The organism is Cryptosporangium phraense (genome assembly GCF_006912135.1).
Lineage (GTDB): Bacteria > Actinomycetota > Actinomycetes > Mycobacteriales > Cryptosporangiaceae > Cryptosporangium > Cryptosporangium phraense.
The window spans coordinates 83,825-109,924 of sequence record NZ_VIRS01000002.1; the positions used below are offsets into that span (position 1 = coordinate 83,825).

General features: G+C 70.5%; 23 protein-coding genes and 3 tRNA genes. 19 read left to right on the forward strand and 7 right to left on the reverse strand.

Annotation, left to right across the window (positions count from 1 at the left end; translation table 11 throughout):
* Positions 1-202: 202 nt before the first annotated feature.
* Positions 203-2,401, forward strand: a complete 2,199-nt coding sequence (locus FL583_RS02665; RefSeq protein ID WP_170323452.1) for a putative bifunctional diguanylate cyclase/phosphodiesterase — start codon at positions 203-205, stop codon at positions 2,399-2,401.
* On the opposite strand, the gene FL583_RS02670 is transcribed toward FL583_RS02665, so the two are convergent.
* Both FL583_RS02670 and FL583_RS02675 read right to left on the reverse strand, forming a co-directional pair.
* Positions 2,391-3,056 (reverse strand): ANTAR domain-containing protein, encoded by a 666-nt coding sequence (locus FL583_RS02670; protein WP_205751799.1) that lies wholly within the window; start codon positions 3,054-3,056, stop codon positions 2,391-2,393. The two genes, FL583_RS02665 and FL583_RS02670, sit on opposite strands and share 11 nt — an antisense overlap.
* Positions 3,057-3,193: 137 nt before the next feature.
* Complete coding sequence (locus tag FL583_RS02675) at positions 3,194-3,904, reverse strand: M50 family metallopeptidase (protein ID WP_142702845.1); 711 nt, start codon at positions 3,902-3,904, stop codon at positions 3,194-3,196.
* Positions 3,905-4,077: 173 nt separating this feature from the next.
* Between FL583_RS02675 and FL583_RS02680 the strand changes: the two genes are divergently transcribed.
* The 7 genes from FL583_RS02680 (at position 4,078) to FL583_RS02710 (ending at position 10,539) form a co-directional block, all read left to right on the forward strand.
* Positions 4,078-4,356 carry a hypothetical protein gene (locus FL583_RS02680; protein ID WP_142702846.1) on the forward strand — a complete coding sequence of 93 codons (279 nt, stop codon included), beginning with the start codon at positions 4,078-4,080 and terminating at the stop codon, positions 4,354-4,356.
* Between the two features lie 108 nt (positions 4,357-4,464).
* Entirely contained in the window at positions 4,465-7,017 is a 2,553-nt protein-coding gene (locus tag FL583_RS02685) for a putative bifunctional diguanylate cyclase/phosphodiesterase (RefSeq protein WP_142702847.1), read from the forward strand.
* Positions 7,018-7,353: 336 nt separating this feature from the next.
* Positions 7,354-7,426 (forward strand) — tRNA-Thr (locus FL583_RS02690).
* A 30-nt stretch (positions 7,427-7,456) separates the two neighbouring features.
* A tRNA-Met gene (locus FL583_RS02695) sits at positions 7,457-7,529 on the forward strand.
* Positions 7,530-7,590: 61 nt separating this feature from the next.
* The gene (rpmG, locus tag FL583_RS02700; protein ID WP_035857853.1) at positions 7,591-7,755 is read left to right on the forward strand and encodes a 50S ribosomal protein L33; all 165 of its coding nucleotides are present in this window, start codon (positions 7,591-7,593) and stop codon (positions 7,753-7,755) included.
* A 1,903-nt stretch (positions 7,756-9,658) separates the two neighbouring features.
* Complete coding sequence (locus FL583_RS02705; RefSeq protein WP_142702848.1) at positions 9,659-10,111, forward strand: MaoC family dehydratase N-terminal domain-containing protein; 453 nt, start codon at positions 9,659-9,661, stop codon at positions 10,109-10,111.
* The gene (locus FL583_RS02710; RefSeq protein ID WP_142702849.1) at positions 10,111-10,539 is read left to right on the forward strand and encodes a MaoC family dehydratase; all 429 of its coding nucleotides are present in this window, start codon (positions 10,111-10,113) and stop codon (positions 10,537-10,539) included. Before FL583_RS02705 ends, FL583_RS02710 begins: the two co-directional genes overlap by 1 nt.
* 314 nt (positions 10,540-10,853) lie before the next feature.
* Here the strand turns inward: FL583_RS02710 and FL583_RS02715 are convergent, their stop codons facing one another.
* Positions 10,854-11,153, reverse strand: coding sequence for a hypothetical protein (locus FL583_RS02715; protein WP_142702850.1), 300 nt, complete (start codon positions 11,151-11,153; stop codon positions 10,854-10,856).
* Between the two features lie 115 nt (positions 11,154-11,268).
* Between FL583_RS02715 and FL583_RS02720 the strand changes: the two genes are divergently transcribed.
* Positions 11,269-11,835 carry a TetR/AcrR family transcriptional regulator gene (locus FL583_RS02720; protein ID WP_205751800.1) on the forward strand — a complete coding sequence of 189 codons (567 nt, stop codon included), beginning with the start codon at positions 11,269-11,271 and terminating at the stop codon, positions 11,833-11,835.
* Between the two features lie 85 nt (positions 11,836-11,920).
* Positions 11,921-13,339 carry a DHA2 family efflux MFS transporter permease subunit gene (locus tag FL583_RS02725; RefSeq protein ID WP_142702851.1) on the forward strand — a complete coding sequence of 473 codons (1,419 nt, stop codon included), beginning with the start codon at positions 11,921-11,923 and terminating at the stop codon, positions 13,337-13,339.
* A 103-nt stretch (positions 13,340-13,442) separates the two neighbouring features.
* On the opposite strand, the gene FL583_RS02730 is transcribed toward FL583_RS02725, so the two are convergent.
* On the reverse strand, positions 13,443-14,666 hold the full coding sequence (locus FL583_RS02730) for a pyridoxal phosphate-dependent aminotransferase (protein WP_142702852.1): 1,224 nt from the start codon (positions 14,664-14,666) through the stop codon (positions 13,443-13,445).
* 212 nt (positions 14,667-14,878) lie between these two features.
* Between FL583_RS02730 and FL583_RS02735 the strand changes: the two genes are divergently transcribed.
* The 7 genes from FL583_RS02735 (at position 14,879) to rplL (ending at position 19,149) form a co-directional block, all read left to right on the forward strand.
* Positions 14,879-14,951: transfer RNA gene (locus FL583_RS02735), tRNA-Trp, on the forward strand.
* 98 nt (positions 14,952-15,049) lie between these two features.
* The gene (secE, locus tag FL583_RS02740; RefSeq protein ID WP_142702853.1) at positions 15,050-15,427 is read left to right on the forward strand and encodes a preprotein translocase subunit SecE; all 378 of its coding nucleotides are present in this window, start codon (positions 15,050-15,052) and stop codon (positions 15,425-15,427) included.
* A 95-nt stretch (positions 15,428-15,522) separates the two neighbouring features.
* Positions 15,523-16,239 (forward strand): transcription termination/antitermination protein NusG, encoded by a 717-nt coding sequence (nusG, locus tag FL583_RS02745; protein WP_240746555.1) that lies wholly within the window; start codon positions 15,523-15,525, stop codon positions 16,237-16,239.
* A 53-nt stretch (positions 16,240-16,292) separates the two neighbouring features.
* On the forward strand, positions 16,293-16,727 hold the full coding sequence (gene rplK, locus FL583_RS02750; RefSeq protein ID WP_142702855.1) for a 50S ribosomal protein L11: 435 nt from the start codon (positions 16,293-16,295) through the stop codon (positions 16,725-16,727).
* 198 nt (positions 16,728-16,925) lie between these two features.
* Positions 16,926-17,645, forward strand: a complete 720-nt coding sequence (rplA, locus tag FL583_RS02755) for a 50S ribosomal protein L1 (RefSeq protein ID WP_142702856.1) — start codon at positions 16,926-16,928, stop codon at positions 17,643-17,645.
* A 450-nt stretch (positions 17,646-18,095) separates the two neighbouring features.
* Positions 18,096-18,689, forward strand: coding sequence for a 50S ribosomal protein L10 (gene rplJ, locus FL583_RS02760; protein WP_142702857.1), 594 nt, complete (start codon positions 18,096-18,098; stop codon positions 18,687-18,689).
* Between the two features lie 70 nt (positions 18,690-18,759).
* Complete coding sequence (rplL, locus tag FL583_RS02765) at positions 18,760-19,149, forward strand: 50S ribosomal protein L7/L12 (protein ID WP_142702858.1); 390 nt, start codon at positions 18,760-18,762, stop codon at positions 19,147-19,149.
* Positions 19,150-19,195: 46 nt separating this feature from the next.
* Here the strand turns inward: rplL and FL583_RS02770 are convergent, their stop codons facing one another.
* Together FL583_RS02770 and FL583_RS02775 are read right to left on the reverse strand one after the other, a co-directional pair.
* Complete coding sequence (locus tag FL583_RS02770; protein WP_142702859.1) at positions 19,196-19,960, reverse strand: WecB/TagA/CpsF family glycosyltransferase; 765 nt, start codon at positions 19,958-19,960, stop codon at positions 19,196-19,198.
* Positions 19,961-20,131: 171 nt separating this feature from the next.
* On the reverse strand, positions 20,132-21,082 hold the full coding sequence (locus FL583_RS02775) for a GDP-L-fucose synthase family protein (RefSeq protein WP_142702860.1): 951 nt from the start codon (positions 21,080-21,082) through the stop codon (positions 20,132-20,134).
* 63 nt (positions 21,083-21,145) lie between these two features.
* Here FL583_RS02775 and FL583_RS02780 point away from each other — a divergent pair, with 63 nt between their 5' ends.
* A complete protein-coding gene (locus FL583_RS02780; RefSeq protein ID WP_142702861.1) occupies positions 21,146-22,312 on the forward strand; it encodes a glycosyltransferase family 4 protein in 1,167 nt (388 codons plus the stop codon).
* A 79-nt stretch (positions 22,313-22,391) separates the two neighbouring features.
* Positions 22,392-24,002, forward strand: coding sequence for an O-antigen ligase family protein (locus FL583_RS02785; protein WP_142702862.1), 1,611 nt, complete (start codon positions 22,392-22,394; stop codon positions 24,000-24,002).
* 1,043 nt (positions 24,003-25,045) lie between these two features.
* Here the strand turns inward: FL583_RS02785 and gmd are convergent.
* Positions 25,046-26,077: a GDP-mannose 4,6-dehydratase gene (gmd, locus tag FL583_RS02790; RefSeq protein ID WP_142702863.1), complete on the reverse strand. Its 1,032-nt coding sequence runs from the start codon at positions 26,075-26,077 to the stop codon at positions 25,046-25,048.
* Positions 26,078-26,100 lie beyond the last annotated feature (23 nt).

Genomic DNA, 26,100 nt, shown 5'->3' on the forward strand with positions numbered 1-26,100 from the left:
AGCAGGGATCTTACGACTACAGATCGCGCTGGTGTGAGCGCTGTGCGTATTCTGTGTGGCTCGGGTTCATACCTGCATGTATCGATTTGCGGGCAGCGCGATCGCGGCCGGACGACCGAGGCCGGACCGGTCGTCCGGTACCGGTGGATCGATACCGCCCGTATGCTCAGCGCTCGTCGGAATCAGGAGCGGAGGCTTACGCGTGGCGGTCCACGCCGGGAGCACCGGGGTCGTAGTGCCCTCGGCTGTCGTCGACGCGGTGGCCCACCGCTGGTGGGAGATCGCGCGCGAGACGTGCTTCGTGCCGATGAGCTCGGCCGACACCGAGGCCGAATTCCGCTCCCACACCTCCCGGTTGCTGCGGGCGCTGTTCGCCGACCCGTTCTCGGCCGAGCCTGGCCGGGAAGTCGGGGCGGCGCTGGTGGCCCGGCGTTTCGCCGCGCCGGAGTTTCTCGGCCGCACGACCGCGCTGTTCGACGACGCCGTCCTGGCGCCGCTCGGCGTTCCGGGCGCGTCCGGCGGGCAGCTCGCCGACCTGCGGTCCGCGCTGGTGACCGGCTACACCGAAGCGATCCGCGACCAGACGCTGGCCCAGCAGGAGGAGTTGCGCCGGGCCGACCTGGCCGCCCGGGCCGAATCCGACGCGGTCTCCCGCGCGCACGCGGCCCGGTTCCGGGCGGTCTTCGAGAACGCCGCCGTCGGGATCGCGATCAGCGAGTGGGACGGCACGATCCTCGAGGCCAACCCGGCCCTGCAGAGGATGCTCGGCTACACGCTCAAGCAGCTGCGCGAACGTGGGCTCGACGATCTCGTCCACCGCGACGGCGCGTTCGCCGGGCCGACCGAGGTGGGGCTGCGCAGCGACAGCGCGGGGCCCATCTCGGGCGAGCGCCCGCTCGTCGTCAACGGCGGCGGCGTGATCTGGGCCCAGCTCACGACGTCGATCATCTCGCCGGAAGAGGCGACGTTCGGAAACCAGGACGCGGAGCGGTACCAGCTCACGGTCGTGGAAGACGTCACCGACCGGCGGCGGATGCGGGCCCGGCTCGTGCACCAGGCGCTGCACGACCCGCTGACCAGCCTGCCCAACCGGGCCCTGTTCTTCGACCGGCTGCGCGAGGTGCTCGTGCGCACCGGGCCGCGCGACCCGGTCGGCATCCTGGTGATCGACATCGACGGGCTGGCCGCGGTGAACGACAGCCTCGGGCACGAGGCCGGCGACCAGATCCTGGCCTCGGTCGCCGACCGGCTCACCGAGGAGATCTCCCGGGCCGGTCACCTGGTCGCCCGGATCGACGGCGACGACTTCGCGATCCTGGTCGGCCCGGGCGGCTACCGGGGCGCGGCCGAGGCGCTGGCCCGGCGGGTGCTCGCGGTGCTGGGCCGCCCGTTCGGCGTCGGCGCGCACGCGATCCCGGTCACCGTGACGATCGGGGTGGCCGAGGTCGACGCGGCCGGCACCGACGCGTCCGGGCTGCTGCGGGCGGCGCAGACCGCGCTGGAGTGGGCCAAGGGCGATCCGACCCGGTCCTGGGCCGTCTTCGAGCCCGGCCGCGGCGAGCGCGAGGCGGCCCGCCGCCGGCTGGCCGCGGCGATGCCCGCCGCGCTCGAGAGCGGCGCGTTCCAGCTCGACTTCCAGCCGATCGTCGGGCTCTCCGACGGTGCGGTCTACGCGGCCGAGGCGCTGGTCCGGTGGAACCACCCGCGGTTCGGCGTCCTCGACCCGGCGCAGTTCATCCCGCTGGCCGAGGAGACCGGCTTCATCGTCCCGCTGGGACGGTGGGTGCTGGCCGAAGCCTGCCGGCAGGCCTCCCGCTGGCGGACGTCCGGCCCGCGGCCGCCGCTGGTCAGCGTGAACATCGCGGCCCGCCAGGTCAGCGACCCGTCGCTGCTCAACGACGTCGCGGTCGTGCTCGACCGCACCGGGCTACCGCCCGAGGGGCTGCAGCTCGAGATCACCGAGAGCGCGATCGTCGGCAGTGCCGAGGCGCCGACCGAGGTGCTGCAGGCGCTGGCCGGCGAAGGCATCCGGATCGTCATCGACGACTTCGGCACCGGCTACTCGAACCTCTCGACGCTGCGCCATCTGCCGATCCGCGAGCTGAAGCTGGCCGGGCCGTTCCTGCAGGGCGTCGCGTCCGAGCAGCCGGCCGCGCTGCCGGGGCCGGTCGGCACCGCGCTCGAGCGACGCCCGCCGGACCGGGTGCCGGGCGCCGACATGGACGTCGTCGGGGCGCTGGTCGGGCTCGCGCACACGCTCGGCCTGAGCGTCACCGCGGAGGGCGTCGAGACCGCCGGTCAGGCCGATCGGCTGCGCGAGCTGGGCTGCGACGCGGGGCAGGGCTGGTATTTCGCCAGCCCGATGCCCCCGGACGAGTTCGCCGCCTCGCTCACTCGGTGACCCGGCCGCTGAGTACCTGCCAGGTCACCAGGACGACCGTGCTGACCCGGGCCGCGTGCACCCGCACCGGACGCCGCTGATCGGCGTCGGCCTGGGTCTCGTCGTCGGCCACCGGCCAGGGCGCGCCGACCAGCGTGCCGGTCGCCAACGCCCGACGGCAGACGTTGATCAGGACACTCGCCTTCGCCGAGGGATAGATCGACGCGGTCGTCGCGCGGAGCATCCGATCGCGCGGACGTCCGATCCACCGGACCGCGGCCCGGTTGACGTGGTCGATCTGGAAATCGGCGACCGAACCGCGCTCGGTCGGGATCGGGCTGACCACGACCGCCGGCTCACCGAACGCGTCGAGGGCCCGGTCGATCCAGTTGCTCCGCCCGTTCTCGGCCCCGGTGGCCCCGCCCGACCGGGCCACCACGTCGGTGGCGATCTGGACGAGCTTGACATTCGTGCTCTGCGACAGCGCGACCAGGCGCGCGAACGCACCCTCTTCGCCGACGCCGTAGCGCTCCATGAACACGCCCTTGGCCTGTTCGATCACCGCCCGACGACTCATCGCCTCGCGGAGACCGTCGAGCTCCGTCCGTGCCGACAACAGCTCGTCGCGTAGCAACGCGACGTCGCTCGGGATCGCGGCGTCACCCGCTGCAACCACTACCCAGCCACCCCTCCCAATTGGGCGGCTGGCTGCTCAACCGTGTTCCCGAAGATGTGCGGGTGCCATTATGCCGATCGACCGCGACCGGTGCTGCGCAAGGCTCCCCCCTCGGTACCGTCCGTGTCGAACGCACCTCAGGTCAGGAGCCAGCGAACCCCAAGCAGTAGGCAAGTAATGGCCACAAACGCAAACAAAGCGACCCAGAGCAAGGGGTGCAGGCCGGTGAGACGCGCGAGCTGATCGGCGTCCGAATGAGGAGCTTGACCACGACGGCGGAGCCGTTGCAGCTCGACCACCGGGCGGGCGCCGCCGACGAGCAGGAACCAGGTGAACGCGTAGGCGAACCCGGCCTGCAGGGTCGGGGTGCCGAACCAGGAGACGACGAACACCGCACCGCCGGTGACCGCCACCGACAGCACGCCGTAGAAGTTGCGGATCATCACCAGCAGCGCGGCCAGGCCGACGATCGCCAGCCAGAGCAGCGCGGTGATCTTCCCGGCGGTGAGCAGGGCCGCGCCGAGCAGGCCGAGCAGCGACGGGGTGATGTACCCGGCGACGCCGGTCGCGACCATGCCCGGCCCGTAGGGCTTGCCCTTGGAGACCGTGACGCCGGACGTGTCGGAGTGCAGGCGGATGCCGGTGAGCCGGCGGCCGCTGAGCACGGCCGCGGCCGCGTGGCCGCCCTCGTGGGCGATCGTGACGACGTTCCGGGAGATCCGCCAGAGCGCGTGCGGGACGATCACCACCAGCGCGAGCGCGGCGGCCGTGAAGATCAGCCATCGGGGTGGGTCGGGCTGCGTGCCCAGAACGTTGGTCCAGACCTCGCTCAGGCTCCGCTCGTCCACCCGGTTCCTTCTGATCGTCGCTCGCGTTCGCGGGCAGGGTCGCACACCGGGGCCAGGGTGGCGCGATCAGGCTGCTTTCTGGAGTAGGACATCTGTGACCTGAGCGTGAGATACTCCATTATTGGGATGATTGTGACCTGTCGGGGTAAGAGTTGGTCTTTAAGGGGAGAACGATGCGGGGACGAACAGCGGGCGGAGTGGGAGCCGTCCTGGGGCTGGCCATCGCCCTGGCCGGCGGACTGTTCGGTGGGCCGGGCGCGGAGGCGCTGTCGGTGTCGTTCGCGGGCAACGACGGGGGTACCGGCGGGATGGTGCAGACCTCGGTGCTGGCGCCGGAGGGAAGCAGCTGGACCGAGTTCCCGCTCTCGACCAAGGTGGAAGTTGCAGTCGAGCCTCTTCCCAGGTCCGGAACGGTGGACACCCCCCTCCCCCCTGGGTCCAGCCCGAACTGACCGTTGCGCTGAAACTGTGCCCCTTTCCCGGGAGGTCGTCGTACGGGTCCTGCATGATGTGATCGCCCCAGCTGGGCCGATCGACCGGAAATCACCGGGGAGGTGCGCGTGGCCGACGTGATGAGGCGGCGCATCGCCGGGGTTCCCACCCGGCTCTGGCCACTCGTCCTCGTCACGGCCGCCGTCGGCGTCGCCGGTACCGAGGCCGCGATCAGCGTCACCGGCGCGACGCTGGCCCCGGGCTGGCTGATCCCCGTCTTCATCGGGTTGTTCCTGGTCGGCGAGGCCACGCAGTTGCACGTCCAGCTGCGGCGCGAGACGCACTCGTTCTCGATCTCCGAGATTCCGCTGGTGCTGGGGCTGTTCTGGCTCTCGCCGCTGGCGCTGGTGATCAGCCGGTTGACCGCGGTGATCCTGGTCAACGCGGTCCGGCGCACGACCCCGCACAAGTTCGTGACGAACACCACGGTGGCCGCGGCCGAGACCGGCGTCGCGGTGGCGGTCTACGCCTACATGGGGCCTCTCGACACCACGAAGCCGCTCCTCTGGGTCGCGGTCCTGCTCGCCGTCGGGCTGGCCGACCTGGTCAGCTTCACCGGCATCCTGGCCGCGATCACGCTGTACGAGGGTCGTCCGGCGCCGGTCGCGGTGACCCGGCTGGTGATCGCCTCGATCTCGGTCGGCGTGCTGAACACCACCGTCGGCCTGGTCGTGCTGATCGTCCTCCAGGTCAACATGCTCGCGCTGGCGTTGCTGCTGGTGCTGGCCGTCGTGCTGGTGGCCGGCTACCGCGCCTACGCGCAGTTCCTGGCCCAGCACAAGAGCCTGGGGGAGCTGTACGCGTTCACCCGGGCCGTGTCGACCGCCCGGCAGGAGAACAGCCTGGCCGACACGATGCTCACCCGGGTGCGTGAGCTGCTGTCGGCCGAGTCCGCGACGCTGTGGATGCCCGCGCTGGGCCGGCACCCGGAGACCGCGCTGGTCGCGCGCGTCGACCAGGCCGGGTTGATCGACGAGCAGCTGGGGGAAGACCCGATCCGCCGCCGGGTGCTCGACACCGGCGTCACCGTGCACCTCGGCCCTCGCGGCGCCAACGCCGACCTGCGGCTCCGGCGCGCGCTGCGCGGCCGCGAGGTCAAGGACCTCATCGTCGTCCCGCTGCGGTCGGGCACCGCCGTCGTCGGCTGCCTCGAGGTGGCTGATCGCCTGCACGACCTGGCGACGTTCGGCAGCGCGGACGTCCGTCTGCTGGAGACGCTGGCCGCGCACGCCGCCGTCGCGGTGGAGAACTCGAGGCTGGTCGAGCGGCTGCGCTACGACGCCTACCACGACACGACGACGGGGCTGCCGAACCGGCGCCGGCTGGTCGAGGCGGTGGAGGCGGCGATCGCCGTCGACCCGGTGCCCGACGAGGTCGTCGCGCTGCTCGAGTTCGACATCGACGCCTTGCGCGGTGTGAACGAGACGCTGGGCCACAAAGCGGGCGACCAGCTACTGGCCGAGGTGGGCCGGCGCCTGCGCGAGTACGCGCCCGACGGCGCGCTGGTCGCCCGGCTGGGCGGCGACGAGTTCGCGGTGCTGCTGCGGGCGTCCGGGGTCGACTGCGTGGTCGCGCTGGCGGCCGAGCTGCGCCGGACCGCGATCGAGCCGTTCCCGCTGGAGAACTTCACGATCGAGGTCGGTGCGGCGGTCGGCGTGGCGCTGTTCCCCGATCACGCGACCGACAGCGAGTCGCTGTTCCGCCGGGTCGACGCGGCCACCGATGCGGCCAAGGCCCAGCCCCGGGGCGTCGCGGTCTACATCCCGGCGATGGAGTCGCACAGCGTCCACCGGTTGGGGCTGGTGCCCGAGCTGCGCCGGGCGATCGAGCACGACCAGCTGACCGTCCACTACCAGCCCAAGGTCTCGCTGGCCGACCGCCGCCTGATCGGCGTCGAGGCGCTGGTGCGGTGGGAGCATCCCGAGCAGGGCCTGCTGATGCCGGGCGACTTCGTGCCGGTGGCCGAACACACCGGGCTCATCGGGCCGCTGACCCGCTGGGTTCTGCGCGAGTCGCTGGCCGAGGCCCGCCGGTGGCAGGACCGCGGCCGCCCGCTCGGGGTGTCGGTGAACCTGTCGGCCCGGACGCTGCAGGATCCGGACTTCCCGGCCGAGCTGGACGCGCTGCTGGCCGAAGCCGGCGTGCCGCCGGGGCAGCTCACCCTGGAGATCATCGAGGGCGGGGCGCTGACCGACGCCGAACGCCCGCTGGCGACGCTGCAGGCGCTGGCCGAGCGCGGGGTGCGGCTGTCGCTGGACGACTTCGGCGTCGGCACGTCGGCGTTCAGCTACCTGCGCACGATTCCGGTGCACGAGATCAAGATCGACCGGTCGTTCGTGCTCGGGATGAACACGGACGCGGCGGATTTGGGGATCGTGCGCTCGATCGTGGGGTTGGGGCAGCACCTGGGGCTGTCGGTGGTGGCCGAGGGTGTGGAGAGCGAGCGGGCGCTGGCGCATCTGGAGGAGATGGGCTGCGACGTGGCGCAGGGGTTCTTGTTCGCGAGGCCGTTGCCGATGGAGCGCCTGGAGGCCTGGGTGACGGCGCGGACGTCGTCGGCGGCGGACGAGTCGTCGGACGAGGCGACGCGGCGCTTGCGGGTCGTGGGGCAGCACGGCTGAGTTTTGGATTTTAGTTTTTGGGTTTTGAGGGCCGACGTTCGGAGGGTGCGGCGCGTGGGGTGGCCTGGCGGGGCGGGCGCCGGCGCGGCGCGCGCGTAGCGCGCGGGGTGCCGGGGGCTGGCGGGGTGCGGCGCGCGGGGTGCGCGGGGCTGGCGGGGTACGCGGGGCTGGCGGGGTGCGCGGGGCTGGCGGGGTGCGCGGGGCTGGCGCGCGCGTAGCGCGCGGGAGTCGGGGCTGGCGGGGTGCGCGGGAGGTTGGCGCGGGCCGGCGGGGCGCGCGGGGTACCGATTTCGCATTGGGAGGGCGGGCCGTGTAACCTTTGCAGCGGCTCGCAAGGCCCCCTTAGCTCAGTCGGCAGAGCGTCTCCATGGTAAGGAGAAGGTCTACGGTTCGATTCCGTAAGGGGGCTCCGAATCCGGCTGTTCGGCCGGGTGCCGATGGCGGTGTAGCTCAGATGGCAGAGCAAGCGGCTCATAATCGCTGTGTCGCCGGTTCAAGTCCGGCCACCGCTACCGTGCCAGGTAAGCTGGTTGGTCGAGGACCAACCCCAATCACGTAGAAAGAGGCACTTCCGTGGCCGCCACCGACGTCCGACCGAAGATCACGATGGCTTGCGTGGAGTGCAAGAACCGGAACTACATCACGAAGAAGAACCGTCGGAACGACCCCGACCGGCTCGAAGTGAAGAAGTTCTGCCCGAACTGCGGCAAGCACCAGCCCCACCGCGAGACCCGCTGAGGTTTCGCTTTCCGCCTCCTGGGCGGGAGGGTCGCGAACGGCGTCGTCCCCGAGTGGGGGTGGCGCCGTTTTGTTGTGTCTGGCGGGTTGGCGGGTGCGCGCCTGTGGGCTTCGCTGGCTGAGGTGGGCAGCTGGCAGCGTGGGCTGAGTCGGGCGCGTTGCCCACCGGTACCGCTGGCGCCTTATCGGCGGGGCCTTGCGTCGCCGTCCGGCGGCGCGCCGCGTCCGGCTGGATCCTGTGGCGCTGCGCCTGGCTGCGGTGCCTGGTTGCGGTGCCTGGTTGCGGTGCCTGGCTGCGGTGCCTGGCCGTGCGCTGTGATCTGCGCCCGGCAGCGCGCTGCACTGGGCCGGGGTGATGCGTCTCGCCTGCCGGTGCTCCAGTCCCGCGGACCGACGGGTAGTGGCCCTGCGCGTCCGAGCGCTTTGAGTGTCTGTCCGCAGCCACCGCCTGTGCCCGAGGGCCGCCGCCTACTTCGCTGGTGGCGGGCGCCTCGCGCAAGGTTGCCCACTCCGCTCCCGCCTCCCGATCCCCGCGCTGCCGCGTGCCGCTCATCGCCCTGTCGCGCATCGGCTCCACCCGCTTGCGGGCGTCTCGCGCTCGTGCGCCGCCGTGGCTCTTGACGCATGCCGGCCCGCTACCGGCTGCGAGTTGGCGTCCTACGCAGGCGCGGCTCCTGACCTCACCGTCGCGTCCCTGCGTGCCCGAGACTGATCCATCGGCGGCCCTGCTGCCGGAGCGCCCTAGGTCCCCGCTCTGCCGCGCGCCGTGTTCACTCTGGCGTGCCCGCTTCGCACGCCGTTTCCGTTCCGTGGGCACTGCGCTGAGGGCTTGCGCCCCGTGCGCCCATTCCCTACGCCCTGCGTTCCGTGCGACCCGGTCTGCGCCAGCGCTCCGAGTCCGCGCTCGAGCTCCGCGCTTTGCGATGCTGGCTCTGCGCTGCGGCCCCCCGGGCCCTGAGCTCCGGTACATGCACGGGGTCCGCGCACCCGGGTTGCGCTCTGGGCCCGCGACTCGCGCCCGCGCTCCGGGCCTCGTACCTCCGGCCCTGTGCCCCGCCCTTTCGTGTTCCGAGCTGCGGATCCCGCGCCGCGGGGCGCCCTGATCTCGTGCTCGGTGTGCCCCGGGCCCGGCGCCCGCCCTTCGAGTTCAGTGATGCGGTCCGCGCAGCACGCGTTCCGCCACCGTGTCCGCGCTTCGTGCTACGACCTGCGGATCCCGTGCCGCAGGGCTCGCGCTCTGTGGCACGATCCTGTACTTCGCTCCGTGGCCTCGGGCCCCACTCGCACCACCGCGCCCGCGTTCCGCGGTCCCCGCGTTCCGCGCTCCCCGCGCTCCGCGCTCCTGCGCTCCCCGCGCTCCCGCGGTCCCCGCGCTCCGCGCTCGGCGCTCCCGCGGTCCCCGCGCTCCGCGCTCCCGCGGTCCCCGCGCTCCGCGCTCCCGCGGTCCCCGCGCTCCGCGCTCGGCGCTCCCGCGGTCCCCGCGCTCCGCGCTCGGCGCTCCCGCGGTCCCCGCGATGCCGCGGTCCCGCGATTCCCGCGCCTGTGTCCAGCGTTGCGGGCCCTGCCCGCCGTGCGTCCGGACCCTGCCTTCCGTGCGAGGCGGCCTCCTCTCTGTGCGTTCCGGTGCCGCGCCTGCCCTTCGCGTCCGCGGTGCCAGCGCTCCGCGGCTCGCGCGATATTGGGTCTCGTCTTACGAGGTGCCGGTTCTGGTGCGGGTGATCGGGCTGAGCGGGTTCAGGCGGGCTGGGGCCTGCTTGACTTGGCCGGTTGGGTGGAACTCGCGCATTCGTGAAGATGTGGGGTGCGCCTCCGTTCGGGTGTGGGCGGGGGGTGGGACGCTCGGGTTACCGGTAGGTTGCGGAGGACTCGACTAAGGAGGCTCCGTGACCGGAGTGGGGAACCGATGAGCGCGGCCGACGCGGTCGGGCGGACGTATCCGAAGACCGCTCCGTACGAGGTCGGGCGCGAGAAGATCCGGGAGTTCGCCGAGGCCATCGGCGACCTGAACCCGGCCTACCTCGACCCGGCCGCCGCGCAGAAGCTGGGCCACCCGGACGTCATCGCGCCGCCGACGTTCCCGATCATCTTCACGATGCGCTCGACCGGCGCCGCCGTCTTCGATCCCGACCTGGAGATGGACTACGCCCGCGTCGTGCACGGGGAGCAGCGCTTCGTGTACGAGCGTCCGGTCCGTGCGGGGGACCGGCTGGTCTGCGCGACCGAGATCGAGGACGTGAAGGTCCGGGCCGGCAGCATCTTCCTGTCGATGCGTACCGACGTCACCACCGAGGACGGCGAGCCGGTGCTCGCCGCCTACGCGCTGATCGTGTCCCGCGCCGCGGACGAGGAGAGCTGATGACCGCCACCGTCTCTTACGACGACGTCGAGGTCGGTACCGAGCTGCCTTCGAAGACGTTCCCGATCCAGCGCTCGAACCTGGTGCAGTACGCGGGCGCGTCCGGCGACTTCAACGTGATCCATTGGAACGAGCGGGTCGCCAAGTCCGTCGGGTTGCCCAATGTCATCGCGCACGGGATGTTCACGATGGCCGAGGCCAGCCGGGTGCTCACCGAGTGGGTCGGGGATCCTGGAGCGGTCGTGGACTACGGGGTCCGGTTCACGAAGCCGGTCGTGGTTCCGGACGACGATGCCGGGGCCAGCCTGGAGGTCTCCGGCAAGGTCACGGAGAAGTTGGACGCCCGCCGGGTCGCGGTCGAGCTCACGGCCCGTTCCGGTGACGACAAGGTCCTCGGCCGCGCCAAGGCAGTCCTCCAACTCGCCTGACCGCCAGCCGGCCAGACGGCCCGCCCGGCCACCTCGCCCGATGGCCGGCCACGGCCAGCTCCGGCTACCGCGCCCAACCGCTAGCCGGCCTGACGGCCGGCCACGGCCACCCCGCCTGGCGGCCCGCCCCGCCACCTCGCCCGACGGCCGCCCACGGCCAGCTCCGGCCACCGCGCCCAACCGCCAGCCCGGCCTGACGGCCGGTCACGGCCGCCTCGCCTGATGGCCGGTCACGGCCACCTCGTCCCACCGCCGGCTCGCCCGGCGATGCCCGCCGGCCCCACCCCGACCGCAGGGTGAGGCCGGCGCGCGCGTCAGAAGCGTCCTCGGCCGGACGACCGGCGCGGGAAACCATGCCTAGACCTCGGCCCCTCCGGTGCCTGGTCCGTCGCCGGAGGCTTCGTCTCGGTCGACGTCCCCGAGCCTCCGTTCCGGTACGGGTTGTCCGGGTCGTCGCACGGGTCGCGGAAGTAGTACCGGCCGTCCCACACCGCGTTCGGGCCGCAGAGCGACTCCCAGTCCGTGTCCGGCGCCGCCGCCGCCGGGGCCCCGCCCACGGCCAGCACCCCGCCCGCCGCCACCGCACACGCCAACACCACGAGCCTTGCCTTCATCTCGTCCCTTTCACCGGATTCGCCAGGTTCAGCCAGATTTCGCCGTGCTCAACGGAAAGCCCCCGCTCAGCGATACCGGTTGACAAGCTAGTGATTGGTCAATAACTTAGACCGCGTGAGCCCAGCAACCCGCCTCAGCGCCGACGAACGCCGCCGGATGGTTCTGCGGGCCGCCGTGGTCGAGTTCGCCCGGGGCGGTCTCGACGGCACCAGCACCGAGACGATCGCCCAGCGCGCCGGCATCAGCCAGCCCTACCTGTTCCGTCTCTTCCCCAACAAGAAGGCCCTCTTCGTCGCCGCCGTCGAACGGTGCTTCCAGCAGGTGCTCGAGACGTTCGAGGAGGCGGCCGAGGGGCTCGCCGGCGAGGACGCGATGGTCGCCATCGCCAACGCCTACGGCAAGCTCATCACCGACGACCGTGATCTGCTCATGCTCCAGCTCCAGGCCTACGCGGCCGGCAACGACGTCGACGTCCGGGCCGCCACCCGCACCGGCTACGGCCACCTCTGGCAGGCCGTCCAGCGCATCAGCGGCGTCGACGACGACGCCATCCGTCAGTTCTTCGCCTACGGCATGCTCTGGAACACCGTGGCCGCGATGAACCTCGACGAGTACGACGCCCCGTGGGCGCAGATGTGCCTCCCAGACGACATGCGCGGCAAGTACCAGCCGAAGAACTGACCAGCCGAAGAACTAGAAGGCCGCACCCGAGCCTTTTTCCATGCCCGTAGAAGTTAGTGACCACTCACTACTTAGGAGAAAGACCATGTCCCCACAGACCACCAGGTGGACGTTCTTCGTCACCACGCTGGCGGCATTCATGGTGTCGCTCGACAACCTCGTCGTCACCACCGCTCTGCCGGAGATCCGCACCTCGCTCGGCGCGGGCATCTCCGACCTGGAGTGGACGGTCAACGCCTACACGCTGACGTTCGGCGTCCTGCTGCTCACCGGCGCCGCGCTGGGCGAACGCTTCGGACGCCGACGCATCCTCGGCCTCGGCATCGCGCTGTTCACCGTGTCGTCGGCGCTGGCCGCGCTGGCCCCGAACATCGAGACGCTGATCGCCGCCCGCGCGGTGCAGGGCGTCGGCGGCGCGATGATCCTGCCGCTCACGCTCACGCTGCTCTCGTCCGCGGTGGCGCCGGAGCGGCGCGGGGCCGCGCTCGGCATCTGGGGCGCGGTCTCCGGGCTCGGGGTCGCGTTCGGCCCTCTGATCGGCGGCGCGGTCGTCGACGGGTGGGCCTGGCAGTGGATCTTCTGGATCAACGTCCCGGTCGGCATCCTGCTGGCGCCGCTGGCGCTCACCCGCCTCTCGCCGGAAAAGGGCACCCCACAAAAACTCGACCTGCCCGGCCTCGGCCTGATCACCGCCGGGCTGTTCGGCATCGTCTGGGGTCTCGTGCGCGGCAACACCGCCGGCTGGGGCAGCCTCGAGGTCGTCGGTTCGCTGATCGCCGGCGCCGGCGTCACCGCGCTGTTCGTGGCCTGGGAGGCGCGTACCGACACCCCCATGCTCCCGCTGCGCCTGTTCCGCAGCCGCGGCTTCGCGGCCAGCAACGTCTCCGCGATGCTGTTCAGCTTCGGAATGTTCGGGTCGATCTTCCTGCTCGCGCAGTTCCTGCAGACCGTCCAGGGCTCCGGCCCGTTCGAGGCCGGCCTGAAGATGCTGCCCTGGACCGCGATGCCGATGCTCGTTGCCCCGCTGGCCGGTCCGCTCTCCGACCGCATCGGTGGACGTCCGCTGCTGGTCGTCGGGCTGTTGCTGCAGGCGGCCGGGCTGGGGTGGCTCGCGCTGAACATGTCGCCGGACACCGCCTACTCGACGCAGTGGCCCGCGTTCGTGATCTCCGGCATCGGCATGGCGCTGTTCTTCGTCCCGATCGCGAACGTGGTGCTCGGGTCCGTGCCGGCCGGGGACACCGGGGTCGCGTCCGGCGCCAACAACGCGATTCGCGAGATCGGCGGGGTGTTCGGGGTCGCGGTGCTGGCCGCCGTGTTCTCCCACTCCGGTAGCTACGCGAGCGCCCAGGACTACTCCGACGGCACCAGCGTCGCGGTCTGGGTCGGGGCCGGGGTGGTGCTGGCCGCCGCGATCGCGGCCGCGTTCGTCCCCGGCCTCCGCAAGCGCGCTCCCGAGGCCGGCTCGGTGGTCGTCCGCGAGCCGGAGCCGGTCCCGGCCTGACCCGCTGACGACAGTGGCCCCGCCCAATTCGGCGGGGCCACTTCGGCACGTGCGGTGGTCAATCTCCGGCGGTGGTTCGCCGCATAGCGTAAAAAAGGACGGGTCAGTGAGCCTCGGCGAGAAGCTTCTGCAGACGGCCGACGCCCTCGACGATGTCCTCGTCGGAGAGCGCGTACGAGAGCCGCAGGTAACCGGGCGTGCCGAAGGCCTCGCCCGGCACGACCGCGACCTCGGCCTCGTCGAGCACGACGGAGGCGAGCTGGGCCGACGACTCGATCGTGACGCCGCGCAGCTGCTTACCGATCAGACCCTTCACCGACGGGTAGGCGTAGAACGCGCCCTTGGGCTCCGGGCAGAAGACGCCGTCGATCTCGTTGAGCATCCGGACGATCGTCTGACGGCGCCGGTCGAACGCGACCTTCATCTCGTCGACGGCCGACAGGTCTCCGGAGACGGCGGCCAAGGCCGCCCGCTGGGCCACGTTGCAGACGTTCGACGTCGCGTGCGACTGCAGGTTCGAGGCCGCCTTGACGACGTCGGCCGGGCCGATCAGCCAGCCGACGCGCCAGCCGGTCATCGCGTAGGTCTTGGCGACGCCGTTGAGGATGACGGTCGTGTCGGCGAGCTCGGGCACGGCCTTGACGATCGAGACGAACTCGGTGTCGCCGTACACGAGGTGCTCGTAGATCTCGTCGGTGATCACCCAGATGCCGTGCTCGAGGGCCCAGCGGCCGATCTCCTCGACCTGCGCGCCGGTGTAGACGGAGCCGGTCGGGTTGGACGGCGAGCAGAACAGCAGTGCCTTGGTCTTCTCGGTGCGCGCCGCCTCGAGCTGCTCGACCGTGACCAGGTAGTCCTGGGTCTCGTCGGCGATCACGTCGACCGGGACGCCGCCGGCCAGGCGGATCGCCTCCGGGTAGGTGGTCCAGTACGGGGCCGGGAGGATGACCTCGTCGCCGTCGTCGATCAGCGTCGCGAAGGCTTCGTAGACGGCCTGCTTGCCGCCGTTGGTGACCAGGACCTGGCTCGCGGCGACCTCGACGCCGGTGTCGCGCAGGGTCTTGGCGGCGATCGCCTTCTTGAGGTCGGGCAGGCCGGCGGCCGGGGTGTAGCGGTGGTTCGCCGGGTCGCTGCAGGCCGCGATCGCGGCCTGGACGACGTAGTCGGGGGTGGGAAAGTCGGGCTCGCCCGCGCCGAAGCCGATCACCGGACGCCCGGCCGCCTTCAACGCCTTGGCCTTGGCGTCGACGGCGAGGGTGGCGGATTCGGCAATGGCGCCCACCTTGGCCGAGATGCGGCGAGCGGGGGTCGTGTGTGCTGCGGTCATGGTTCCCATGCTGGCAGATGTGTCATGCGCATTGCGGGGCACCGGTTTGGGTTATCAGCGACGCACCACGTACACTCATCGCTCTGAGGCGTGCCGACGCCTGACCCGCCACCCCCTGGTAGGACGGCGGGTTGTCGTTGCGCTCGAACTCAGGCAAGGATGTACCCGTGTCGCTCCGGCGACACACTGTGTGACACTTTTGTGGAGCACAAAGGGGTGTAGCTCAATTGGCAGAGCAGCGGTCTCCAAAACCGCAGGCTGCAGGTTCAAGTCCTGTCACCCCTGCGCCGACCTGAACGCGGCAGGGCGGTCCGCGAAACTCAACGGGCCCCTCTGTCGTTGAACCCGAGGACCAACGACCGACGAGGGAAGAAGGCAGACCGGTGGCCGAGTCGAAGGGCGGCAGCGCCCAAGCCGCGGAGCGGTCTTCTGCATCGTCTGCGCGCGTCGCGGCCAAGACCGACGGTTCGCCCAAGCTCCCGAAGTCGAAGTCGTCCGACAAGGGCAAGGGCCCGGTCGACAAGGGACCGCGCAAGGGCACCAAGGAGCGTCGCCCGAACCCGATCTCCCGGTTGATCCGCTTCATCCGCGAGGTCGTGGCCGAGCTCCGCAAGGTGATCTGGCCCACTCGCAAGGAGCTCATCACCTACACGTCGGTCGTGATCGTGTTCGTGACGATCATGGTCGCGATCGTGTGGGGCCTCGACGCCGGCGTCGCGAAGATCGTGATGTGGGCCTTCGGGGGCAAAACCAACTCTTGAGTCACCGCGGCTGACCCGCCTGAGCGGGTTGGCCGCGCGTTGCGTTCCGCATGCGGGACAATGAAGTAAATCCACAGACAGAGAAGAGCCATCGCGTGCCCGAGTACGACGAGGAATACCGCCTTCCCGAGGGAGGCGAGACCGCCGCCCTGACCGATGACGCCGAGGCGCCGGCCGACGTCGCGGCGCTCGACGAGGCTCCGGCCGTGGCCACCGAGGTCGCCGAGGACGAGGACCCGGTCGAGGAGTTGCGCCGCGCGCTGCGGATGGCTCCCGGCGAGTGGTACGTCGTGCACTCCTACGCCGGCTACGAGAACAAGGTGAAGACCAACCTCGAGAGCCGCATCAACTCGCTCAACGTCGAGGACTTCATCTTCCAGATCGAGGTGCCGACGCAGGAAGTCACCGAGGTCAAGAACGGCAAGCGGCAGCAGGTCCAGTCGAAGGTCTTCCCCGGCTACCTGCTGGTCCGGATGGAGCTGACGCCGGAGTCCTGGTCCGCGGTGCGGAACACGCCCGGGGTCACCGGCTTCGTCGGGGCCACCTCGCGCGCCGACCGGCCGAGCCCGCTGAGCCTCGAAGAGGTCGTGAAGATCCTGGCGCCGACCGTCCAGAAGGAGGTCAAGGCGCCGGTGAAGGTCGTCGACTTCGAGGTCGGCGATTCGGTCACGGTCACCGAGGGTGCGTTCGCGACGCTGCCCGCGTCCATCAGCGAAATTAATCCGGACGCTCAGAAGTTGAAGGTTCTGGTTTCGATCTTCGGTCGTGAGACCCCGGTCGAGCTGAACTTCAACCAGGTCTCGAAGATCTAGGTTTCCCCCGGAGATACCGGGGGTCTGCAGTAAAGCCCAGGAAGCCCAGGAAGATGCCTCCCAAGAAGAAGAAGCTCTCAGCGATCATCAAGCTCCAGATCAAGGCCGGCGCCGCGACGCCTGCCCCGCCGGTCGGCCCCGCGCTGGGTCAGCACGGCGTGAACATCATGGAGTTCTGCAAGGCCTACAACGCGGCCACCGAGTCGCAGCGTGGTGACATCGTCCCGGTCGAGATCTCGGTGTACGAGGACCGCTCGTTCTCGTTCGTCACCAAGACCCCGCCGGCTGCGCGTCTGCTGCTCAAGGCCGCCGGTGTGGCCAAGGGTTCGGGCGAGCCGCACAAGACGAAGGTCGCCACGGTCACCCGTGACCAGGTCCGCGAGATCGCCACGACCAAGATGGTCGACCTGAACGCGATCGACCTCGACCAGGCCGAGAAGATCATCGCCGGCACGGCGCGCAGCATGGGCATCACCGTTCAGGACTGACGTCCTTCTCGGTGCTGACCATGCTGGGGCCGCATCGCCCGGCCCAGCTTCCCGCTCGCGGCGTTCTCGCCCACTCGATTGCAAAGCAATCGTCGCAGGCTGCGGCCTTGCGAGCGGAAACCAGTCGCAGAACTGAAGTCGTGGGAGAGCCCGGCGCGGCTCACTAACCACGGACTCCACGAAACACAGGAGAAGACAATGCAGCGCAGCAAGGCGTACCGCGCAGCCGCGGAGACGATCGACAAGACCAAGCTGTACAGCCCGCTCGAGGCGGCTCGGCTGGCCAAGACCACCAGCACCACCAAGTACGACGCGACCGTCGAGGTCGCGATCCGGCTCGGCGTCGACCCCCGTAAGGCCGACCAGATGGTGCGCGGCACCGTCAACCTGCCGCACGGCACGGGCAAGACCGCCCGCGTGATCGTGTTCGCGGTCGGCGACAAGGCCACGCAGGCCGAGGCGGCCGGCGCGGACGCGGTGGGCTCGGACGACCTGATCGAGCGGATCCAGGGCGGGTGGCTCGACTTCGACGCCGCCATCGCGACCCCGGACCAGATGTCCAAGGTCGGCAAGATCGCGCGGATCCTGGGCCCGCGCGGCCTCATGCCGAACCCGAAGACCGGCACGGTCACCCCGGACGTGACCAAGGCGGTCGCCGACATCAAGGGCGGAAAGATCAACTTCCGCGTCGACAAGCAGGCCAACCTGCACCTCGTCATCGGCAAGGCGAGCTTCGACGACACGAAGCTGGTCGAGAACTACGCGGCCGCGCTCGACGAGATCAACCGGGCGAAGCCGAGCGCCGCGAAGGGCAAGTTCCTCAAGAAGGTCACGTTCACGACCACGATGGGCCCGGGCATCCCGGTCGACCCGAACCGGTCGCGCAACCTGACCGAGGACGACGCTCCGGCGGTCTGAGTTCCACTCGAGAAAGAGGCGGCCTCCGAAAAGGGGGTCGCCTTTTTCGTGTCCCCTTACGGGACGGTTCATGTCTGTATGGCCGACGAATGGGGGCAACCTCGCGCGAGGGATCCCTCCGACGCTCGAACCGCTGCTAACTTTTTCGATGCAGGGTGGGCCGAGCCAGTGGTTCGCTCCGCGCCCGGTCCAGGGCGCGGAGCGGCCCCGGCCGAATTGGGCACCTCGCGCGACGCCCTGTATGCTTGGTAGCGACATTCCACCGAAGACCGCTGGTCGCTGAGTCGCACGACTCGGCCGAAGGTCCCGCGCAAACGCGGGCGACCCGCGCAGGCCGGACGGTCGCCCGTAGGAATCAATCCTGCTGTGCAGCCCCGTGCGCCCTGCGCCGGGGCGTCTCTCGTTTCCGGGCCGAATGACTACCAGCCCGAGTTACGAGAGAGGAGGCCCATGGCTGACACGCAGGTTCGCCCCGACAAGGCAGCCGCGGTGGCTGAGCTCACCAGCGGTTTCCGTGACTCGTCCGCGGCGGTGCTCACCGAGTACCGCGGACTGACGATGGCGCAGATCACCGAGCTGCGCCGTTCGCTCGGTCGCGAGACGACCTACGCGGTTACCAAGAACACGCTGGCCAAGATTGCCGCGCGCGACGCCGGCATCGCCGACCTCGACGAGCTGCTGAGCGGTCCCACCGCGATCGCGTTCGTCAAGGGCGACGCGGTCGAGGCCGCCAAGGGCCTGCGGGACTTCGCGAAAGCGAACCCGCTGCTGATCGTCAAGGGTGGTGTGCTCGACGGCAAGAAGCTGTCCGCCGAGGAGATCACCAAGCTGGCCGACCTCGAGTCGCGCGAGGTTCTGCTCGCGAAGCTCGCCGGCGGCATGAAGGCGAAGATGGCGCAGGCTGCGGCGACGTTCAACGCGCTGCCGACCCAGCTCGCCCGGCTCGCCCAGGCGCTGCAGGAGAAGAAGGCCGCCGAGGGTGGTGCCTCCGCCGAGGCGCCGGCCGACGCCGCTCCGGCCGAGGACGCTCCGGCCGAGGCCTGATCCTCGCCACCACAAACCACCGCTGGGGTGACCAATCCCCGGCACCCCAACTCGAAAGGAACCGCCGAACATGGCGAAGATCGCTACCGAAGACCTGCTCGAGGCCTTCAAGGAAATGACGCTGATCGAGCTCTCCGAGTTCGTGAAGCTGTTCGAGGACACCTTCGACGTGAAGGCCGCCGCTCCGGCTGCCGTCGCCGTTGCCGGCCCGGCCGGCCCCGGTGCCGCCGCTGAGGCCCCCGAGGAGAAGGACGAGTTCGACGTCATCCTCGAGGCCGCCGGCGACAAGAAGATCCAGGTCATCAAGGAGGTGCGTGCCCTCACCAGCCTCGGCCTGAAGGAGGCCAAGGACCTGGTCGACGGCGCGCCGAAGCCCGTCCTGGAGAAGGCCAACAAGGAGACCGCCGACAAGGCCAAGGCCCAGCTCGAGGCCGCCGGCGCGACGGTGTCGGTCAAGTAGTTCAACGCAGAGCGCCCGCCCCGGAACGGGGCGGGCGCTCTCGTATTCAGACGCTCTTGCGCCAGCGGTCGGTCAACGCCCCGTAGACGAAGACCGGGTTGCCGACCAGGTAGCGCTTCCAGAGGCGGCGGGGCTCGGTAGCCAGCCGGTAGGCCCACTCCAGGCCGTGCCGCTGCAGGAACTCCGGCGCGCTCGGCTTGTTGCCGGCGTGGAAGTCGAACGCCGCTCCCACCGGCACCACCGTGCAGTTCAGCCGGGCCGTGTACTCGGCCACGAACTCGTCCTGCCGGGGCGTCCCCAGGCCCACCCAGAAGACGTCCGGCTTGGCCTCGGCCACCCGAGCCACCAGGTCGTCCGCCTCTTCGGGCGTGAGGGCCCGGAACGGCGGGGACTCGACCCCGACGAACTCCGCGCCCGGGAACCGCTCCGAGAGCGCCTCGGCCAGCTTCGCCACCGTCGAGGGCGACGCGCCGTACAGATAGTGCTTCAACCCGCGAGCTCGGCCCTGGTCGATCGCGTCGGCCATCAGGTCGGGGCCGTACGTCCGGGCCGACATGTCGGGGTACCCGCGCTTGCGGCCGACCATGGCCACGTAGTGCCCGTCCGCGAAGTTGACGTCGGCGGAGTTCAGCAGCGCCCGGAACTGAGGATCACGAACCGCCAGCGACAACGTGTACGCGTTGCACAGGTGCGTGCTGCGCGGCTGCCCCCACTGCGAGGCGACGATCAGCTCCGCCGCCGGCTGCCGGGTGACCGCTTCGATATGGACGCCGCAGCACACGAACGTGCCCGGCCGCGTAGACGTCGTCATAGCCCAGAGAGCTTAGTTGCCCGAGCGTCAGCGACGAAAAGCGCTGCACACCCCCCGAAACCGGAGGGTGGGCGGGCCACCACGCACGGGCCGGCGGGACGGCCCGGCGGACCGAGCCGCGCGCCGGCCGCGGAAGCGACCGGCCCGCGCCCGGCAGGCGTAATCAAAAACTCACCGACGGAAAGTCGCCTGGTGCTCGAGGAACCACTCGTAGACGGAGGCGATGCCGTCGCGCAGCGACACCGTCGGCTCCCAGCCGAGGGCCTTGATCCGGTCGACGTTCAACACCTTTCGAGGCGTTCCGTCAGGCTTCGAGGTGTCGTGCTCGAACGAACCCTCGTAGCCGACGACCTCGGCGATCATCGCGACGAGCTCGTCGATCGTCACGTCCTCGCCGACGCCGATGTTGATCGGGGCCGGGTCGTCGTAGCGCTCGAGCAGCACCAGGCAGGCGCGGGCGAGGTCGTCGGTGTGCAGGAACTCGCGCTTCGGGGTGCCGGAGCCGTAGATCGTGAAGGTCTTCCCGTTCAGGGATTCGTGCATGCGCCGCATCACCATCGGCATCACGTGTGCGCCCGGAATTTCGAAATTGTCGCCGGGTCCGTAGAGGTTCGTCGGCATCGCCGAGATGTAGCTGCGGCCGTACTGGCGGCGGATGGCCTGGACCTGCATCACGCCGGCGATCTTGGCGATCGCGTAGGCGTCGTTGGTCTCCTCGAGCGGGCCGGTGAGCAGCGAATCCTCCCGGATCGGCTGCGGTGCGAACTTCGGGTAGATGCACGAGGAGCCGAGGAACAGGAAGCGCTCGACGCCGAATTCGTGGGCCGAGTCGAGCAGGTTCGTCTGGATCCGCAGATTGTCGGAGAGGAATTCGGCCGGGTAGGTCGAGTTCGCGAAGATTCCACCCACCTTGGCCGCCGCGTCGATCACGTACTGCGGGCGGGCCTCGTCGAAGAACGCCCGCACCGACTCACGGTCGCGCAGGTCGAGCTCCTTCGACCGGCGCCCGACCAGGTTCGTGAAGCCCACCGACTCGAAGTACCGCCAGAGCGCGGATCCGACGAGCCCGCCGTGGCCGGCGATGTAGACGCGCGCGTCGCGAGGGACCGGGTGGTGGAACAAGGGGTGTCCTCTCCGGGGAGTAACGTCTGCCGCCAGCGTATCCACCCTCTGGAGAAGCCCGACGTGAAGATCGTGATAGCGCACAACCGCTACGTCTCGGCGAATCCGTCGGGGGAGAACACGGTCGTCGATCTGGAATCGCGCCTGCTGGAAGAGGCCGGCGTCACCGTGGTGCCGTTCCAGCGCAGCTCCGACGAGATCGGGTCGTTCTCGGCGGCACAGAAGGCGCTGCTGCCTCTCTCGCCGATCTATGCGCGGCAGCGAGACCTCTCCGAGTTGCTGGCACGGGAAAAACCCGACGTGCTGCATCTCCACAACCCCTACCCCCTGCTTTCGCCCTGGGTAGTGCGAACCGCCCACAAACACGGCGTTCCGGTCGTCCATACCGTGCACAACTTCCGGCAGGTGTGTGCGAACGGCCTGTATTTCCGGGATGGTCACTCCTGTCACGACTGCCTGGGCAAGGCCTTCCCGTACCCGGCCGTGCAGCACTCCTGCTACCGCGGGTCGAAGGCCCAGAGTGCGCTGATGGCCACCACGCTCACCGTGCACCGCGGCACCTGGCGGTCGGTCGACCGCTACCTGGCCCTCACCCCGGCGATCGCCGATCATCTGCGGTCGTTCGGCATCCCCGACTCCCACATCACCGTCAAGCCGAACGGCGTCCCCGACCCGGGGCCGCACTCCGAGGTGGGGAAGGGGTTGCTGTTCGTGGGCCGCTTCTCCGAGGAGAAGGGTCTCGGTCTTTTGATCGACGCGTGGCGGCGGCACCCCGATGGGACATTGGGAACTCTGCGTCTGATCGGGGACGGACCGTTGATGGCCGAGGTGACCGCGGCCGCGGCCGGCCGGAGCGACATCTCGATTTTGGGCCGGCGGTCGCACGGGGAGGTGCAGGAGGCGATGCGCTCGTCGGCCGCGCTGGTGACGCCGTCGACCTGGGACGAGGTGTGTCCCATGGTGGTCGTGGAGTCGCTGGCGAACGCGCGGCCGGTGCTGGCCACCGCCCTCGGGGGGCTGCCGTTCCTGGTGGGTTCCGACGGGGGATGGGCGGTGGCGCCGGACGTGGACGCGTTGGCGGCGATGTTGCCCCGGGTGGTCGCGGAGGCCGGCGGGCTGGCGGCGTCGGCCCGGCGGCGGTACGAGGAGCTGTTCTCGACGCAGGTCACGACGGCTGCACTGATCGGCGTTTACGAGGAGCTGGCGTTTCAGTCGGTGAACCGGGGATAGACGGTAGGTGCCGTCCGTGGTTCCTTGGCGTGAATGCGAGAATCGGGGGCGGACATCGACCGGAGGACACAGCAGAGCCGTGGCGATCGACAAACGCGTCAGTCTCTTTCCGCTACTCGACCCTGAGCGGTGGACACCGCGCCACCAACGGTTCCTGATCGCCGGGGCGGTCGTGGTCGCGGTGGCCTGGCTGGTCGAGGCGGCGCAGACCAATGCCGCCAACGGCACCCGGGCCGCGATCGGTGCGGCGCTGGCCGTCGCGGTCGCGGGGTTCGCGCTGACGCTGCGCGGGGTCACCTGGTCGGGGCTGGCCGTCGGCGGTTTCGTCGTGTTCTGCGGCATCATGTCGTGGACCTGGACGACGACCCGCGCGGTGACCTGGTCGGTGTACGCGGTCGGCGGGCTGTTGCTGCTCCTGTGGACGTTCCCGTGGGTGCGGGACGCGTTGCGGCTGCCCCGGCTGGGCGCGGCCTGGCTCGGGCTGGCGTACTGGCCGCTGGGCATCGTCTCGGCCGTGCTGACCGCGCACTGGGCCGTCGGTGGGCAGCGGATCGCCTACTTCGGGGTATCGGCCCTGGCTGCGCTGGGCGTGCTGGTGGCGCTGCGGCGGACGGGGCGAGACCCGTCGGTCGGCGTGGTGGCCGCGTTCCTGTTCGCGGTGGCTGCCCTGTTCCTGGTCGGCTCCGGGAACATCCTGGACGACGTCCACGCGGTGCCGGACGGGCCGTGGGGCCGGAGCATGACCGGGCGTTTCTGGGGCGGCCCCGGGCTGCTGTACCACCCGAACTCGCTGGCGCTGATCGGGGTGCTGATCACGCTGCGGATCGCGCCCGACCGGTCGTTCCGGGGCTGGCAGCGGTGCGCCGCTCTCGGGCTGACCAGCCTGGTGATCGTGCTGACGAACTCGCGTACCGCCTGGGGATTCCTGGTCTGCGCGGCGATCGTGCACCTGTTGGTGCTGGTGAGGCGTCAGTGGTGGGGCCGGGGTGGGCGTCCGGTGCCCGACGACGGGTTGCCGGTGTACGCGGGCTGGCGTCGGATGGCGGTGGCGGCGATCGTGCCGTTCCTGGTCTTCGGCGCCGTGTTCATCGGGATGGGCGGGGTGTCCTCGCTGTTCCAGAGCCGGTACCAGAACACCGTGACGACGCCGGTGACCGATCAGTCGGACACGCTGGACGTGACGAGCGGGCGGCTCGACACCTGGCGACAGGTTTTCGACGATTTCTCGGCCGACGGCGTCGTCGCGAAGGTGTTCGGCAACAACGACGACCCGCGCGGTGCGGTGGTGCGCGAGTCGACCGGGAAGGTCGGGGAGCGTCCGGAGCTCACGACCGACAACTCGGCGATCGGTGCGCTGCGCCGGGCCGGGGTGCTGGGGTGTGTGGCGTTCGTCGTGGGGCTGGGCCTGATGATCTGGCGGTCGCTGCGCCGGGGGGCGCCGGCCTGGTTCACGATCGCGGCGATCTCGTCGCTGGCGACGATTCCGTGGGCGGATTGGTTGTTGGGGGGGCTCGGGGGGACGTTCTGGATCTTCTTGCTGGCGGCGGAGGCGTGGGTGGTTTTCCGCCCGGTCGATGTTGTCGGGGGGAGGGGTTTGTCGTCGGGTGGAGAGGGCGCGCCGGCGGCGCGATCGGCGGGTCACGCGGATACGGCGGCCGGGCCGGTCAGCGCGCCAGTGATGGGGGCTTAGTTCGGGCGGGGTACCGGTTAATTGGCTTCTGCGCGTAGGGCTGGCTTCTGCGCGCCGCGCTTCCGGGTCGGCGTTCGGGGGCGTTGCCCATAGCGGGCGGTTCACTGGCTTCTGGGCGCCTCAGCGCTTCGACCTATTTGATGCGCCTGCGGTCCGGCGCGGTGCGCCTATCCGTACCTGAGCCGCGGCCCCCGCGTGAGCCTCGGCGGCGCGCATCGATGCGGCCGGGCCCCGACATGGCTTCCGCACCGACGGCCAGCACCGCAACCCCCGTGCCCCGGACTCAAGTGCCTGGTCGTGAGCGCAGTGCCTCCCCACCGCCGCGCGGTACCTCACCGCCGTCGCCCCGCTCCGCGGTCGATCCGCCCTACAGCCGGCACCCCCCGCGATCGGTGCGCCGCGATCGGGGTGCTGCGCGGTGGGGGTGCTGCGCGATCGAGGCGCCCCGCGGTGGGGGTGCTGCGCGGTCGGGGTGCTGCGCGATCGGGGTGCTGCGTGGTCGAGGCGCCCCGCGATCGGCGCACTCCGCGTGCGCCTGGCCGGTCCGCGGCGACGCGGTCGCGCACCCGCGCGGTTCGGTCGCGCACCCGCGCGGTTCGGTCGCGCGCGAGCGCGGGGCGGTCGCGCGCCAGCGTGGTGTGGTCGCGCCGAGGGGCGTTTGCCATCGTCGAGCGCTACCGCCCACGCTCAACCCATTCCGCGCGCTTCGTTGCGGCCCGCCGCGCTCCGCGGATCGAAGTTGCCGCGCCGGTGTCACCGCGGCGCGCCGCGCGTATCAGAACCCAGCGTTTCCGTCCGTCGGAACGGGCCGGTTCCGGGTGGCGACACGCGGCGGTTCCGCGCACCCGTACGCGGCGATTCCGCCCGCATAGGCCACCGCGCACCCCCATGCGGCACAAGCGCTGAGGCGCTGCCTCCGGCTCGCGCGTGACGACGGCCAGCGCCGCGCCGGACGGCTAGCGCCGCGCCGGACGGCCAGCGCCGGACGGCTGCGGGCACAGCCACGGCCGCGAACAGGGATGCCCGCGAGACCGCGGGAAACGCTAGCGGTCGTCGAGGCGGATGCTGCGGCCGCTCAGCTGGTCATCCAGCTGCTGGATATCAGCGTCCACCATGATCTGAGCCAACCGCCGCCAGTCGGTACCCGTCTTCCACCCGAGCTGGCGCTCGGCCTTACCCGGGTCACCGATCAACGCATCGACCTCAGCCGGCCGCTCGTACCGCGAATCGTGCTTGACGTACTTCTCCCAGTCCAGCCCCGCGTGACTGAACGCCGCCGACACGAAGTCCCGCACGGTCGCCGGCACACCCGTCGCCAGAACGTAGTCGTCGGGCTCGTCCTGCTGGAGGATGCGCCACATACCCTCGACGAACTCGGGGGCGTAGCCCCAGTCGCGGACCGCGTCGAGGTTGCCGAGGAACAGGTCCTCCTGCAGGCCGGCCGCGATCCGGGCCACGGCCCGGGTGATCTTCCGGGTCACGAACGTCTCGCCGCGCCGCGGGGACTCGTGGTTGAACAGGATGCCGTTCGACGCGTGCAGCCCGTACGACTCGCGGTAGTTCACGGTCATCCAGTACGAGTACATCTTCGCGACGCCGTAGGGGCTGCGCGGGTGGAACGGCGTCGTCTCGCTCTGCGGCGGCGGCGTCGACCCGTAGAGCTCCGACGTCGACGCCTGGTAGTAGCGCGTCTCGATCTTCGCGGCCCGGATGGCCTCGAGGAGACGGACCGTCCCCAGGCCGGTCGTGTCGCCGGTGTACTCCGGGATGTCGAAGCTGACCCGGACGTGGCTCTGCGCGGCCAGGTGGTACACCTCGGTCGGCTGGATGTCGCGGATCGCGTTCACCAGGCCGCTGGCGTCGGTGACGTCGCCGTAGTGCAGGAACAGCCGACGGTGGGTCTCGTGCGGGTCCTGGTAGATCGCGTCCAGCCGCTCGGTGTTGAACATCGACGCCCGGCGGATGATGCCGTGGACCTCGTACCCCTTCGCGAGTAGCAGCTCAGCCAGGTAGGAGCCGTCCTGCCCGGTGATGCCGGTCACGAAAGCCACTCGACGGGGGGTGGGGTCGGTCACTGCACATCCTTTGTCTCGGGCGA

Bases quoted from the DNA above. Each gene is read 5' to 3' on its own strand.
- FL583_RS02680 (WP_142702846.1), top strand. From the start codon at position 4,078: ATGCGGGGACGAACAGCGGGCGGAGTGGGAGCCGTCCTGGGGCTGGCC.
- FL583_RS02705 (WP_142702848.1), top strand. From the start codon at position 9,659: ATGAGCGCGGCCGACGCGGTCGGGCGGACGTATCCGAAGACCGCTCCG.
- FL583_RS02710 (WP_142702849.1), top strand. From the start codon at position 10,111: ATGACCGCCACCGTCTCTTACGACGACGTCGAGGTCGGTACCGAGCTG.
- FL583_RS02715 (WP_142702850.1), bottom strand. From the start codon at position 11,153: ATGAAGGCAAGGCTCGTGGTGTTGGCGTGTGCGGTGGCGGCGGGCGGG.
- FL583_RS02725 (WP_142702851.1), top strand. From the start codon at position 11,921: ATGTCCCCACAGACCACCAGGTGGACGTTCTTCGTCACCACGCTGGCG.
- FL583_RS02730 (WP_142702852.1), bottom strand. From the start codon at position 14,666: ATGACCGCAGCACACACGACCCCCGCTCGCCGCATCTCGGCCAAGGTG.
- rplK (WP_142702855.1), top strand. From the start codon at position 16,293: ATGCCTCCCAAGAAGAAGAAGCTCTCAGCGATCATCAAGCTCCAGATC.
- rplA (WP_142702856.1), top strand. From the start codon at position 16,926: ATGCAGCGCAGCAAGGCGTACCGCGCAGCCGCGGAGACGATCGACAAG.
- rplJ (WP_142702857.1), top strand. From the start codon at position 18,096: ATGGCTGACACGCAGGTTCGCCCCGACAAGGCAGCCGCGGTGGCTGAG.
- rplL (WP_142702858.1), top strand. From the start codon at position 18,760: ATGGCGAAGATCGCTACCGAAGACCTGCTCGAGGCCTTCAAGGAAATG.
- FL583_RS02770 (WP_142702859.1), bottom strand. From the start codon at position 19,960: ATGACGACGTCTACGCGGCCGGGCACGTTCGTGTGCTGCGGCGTCCAT.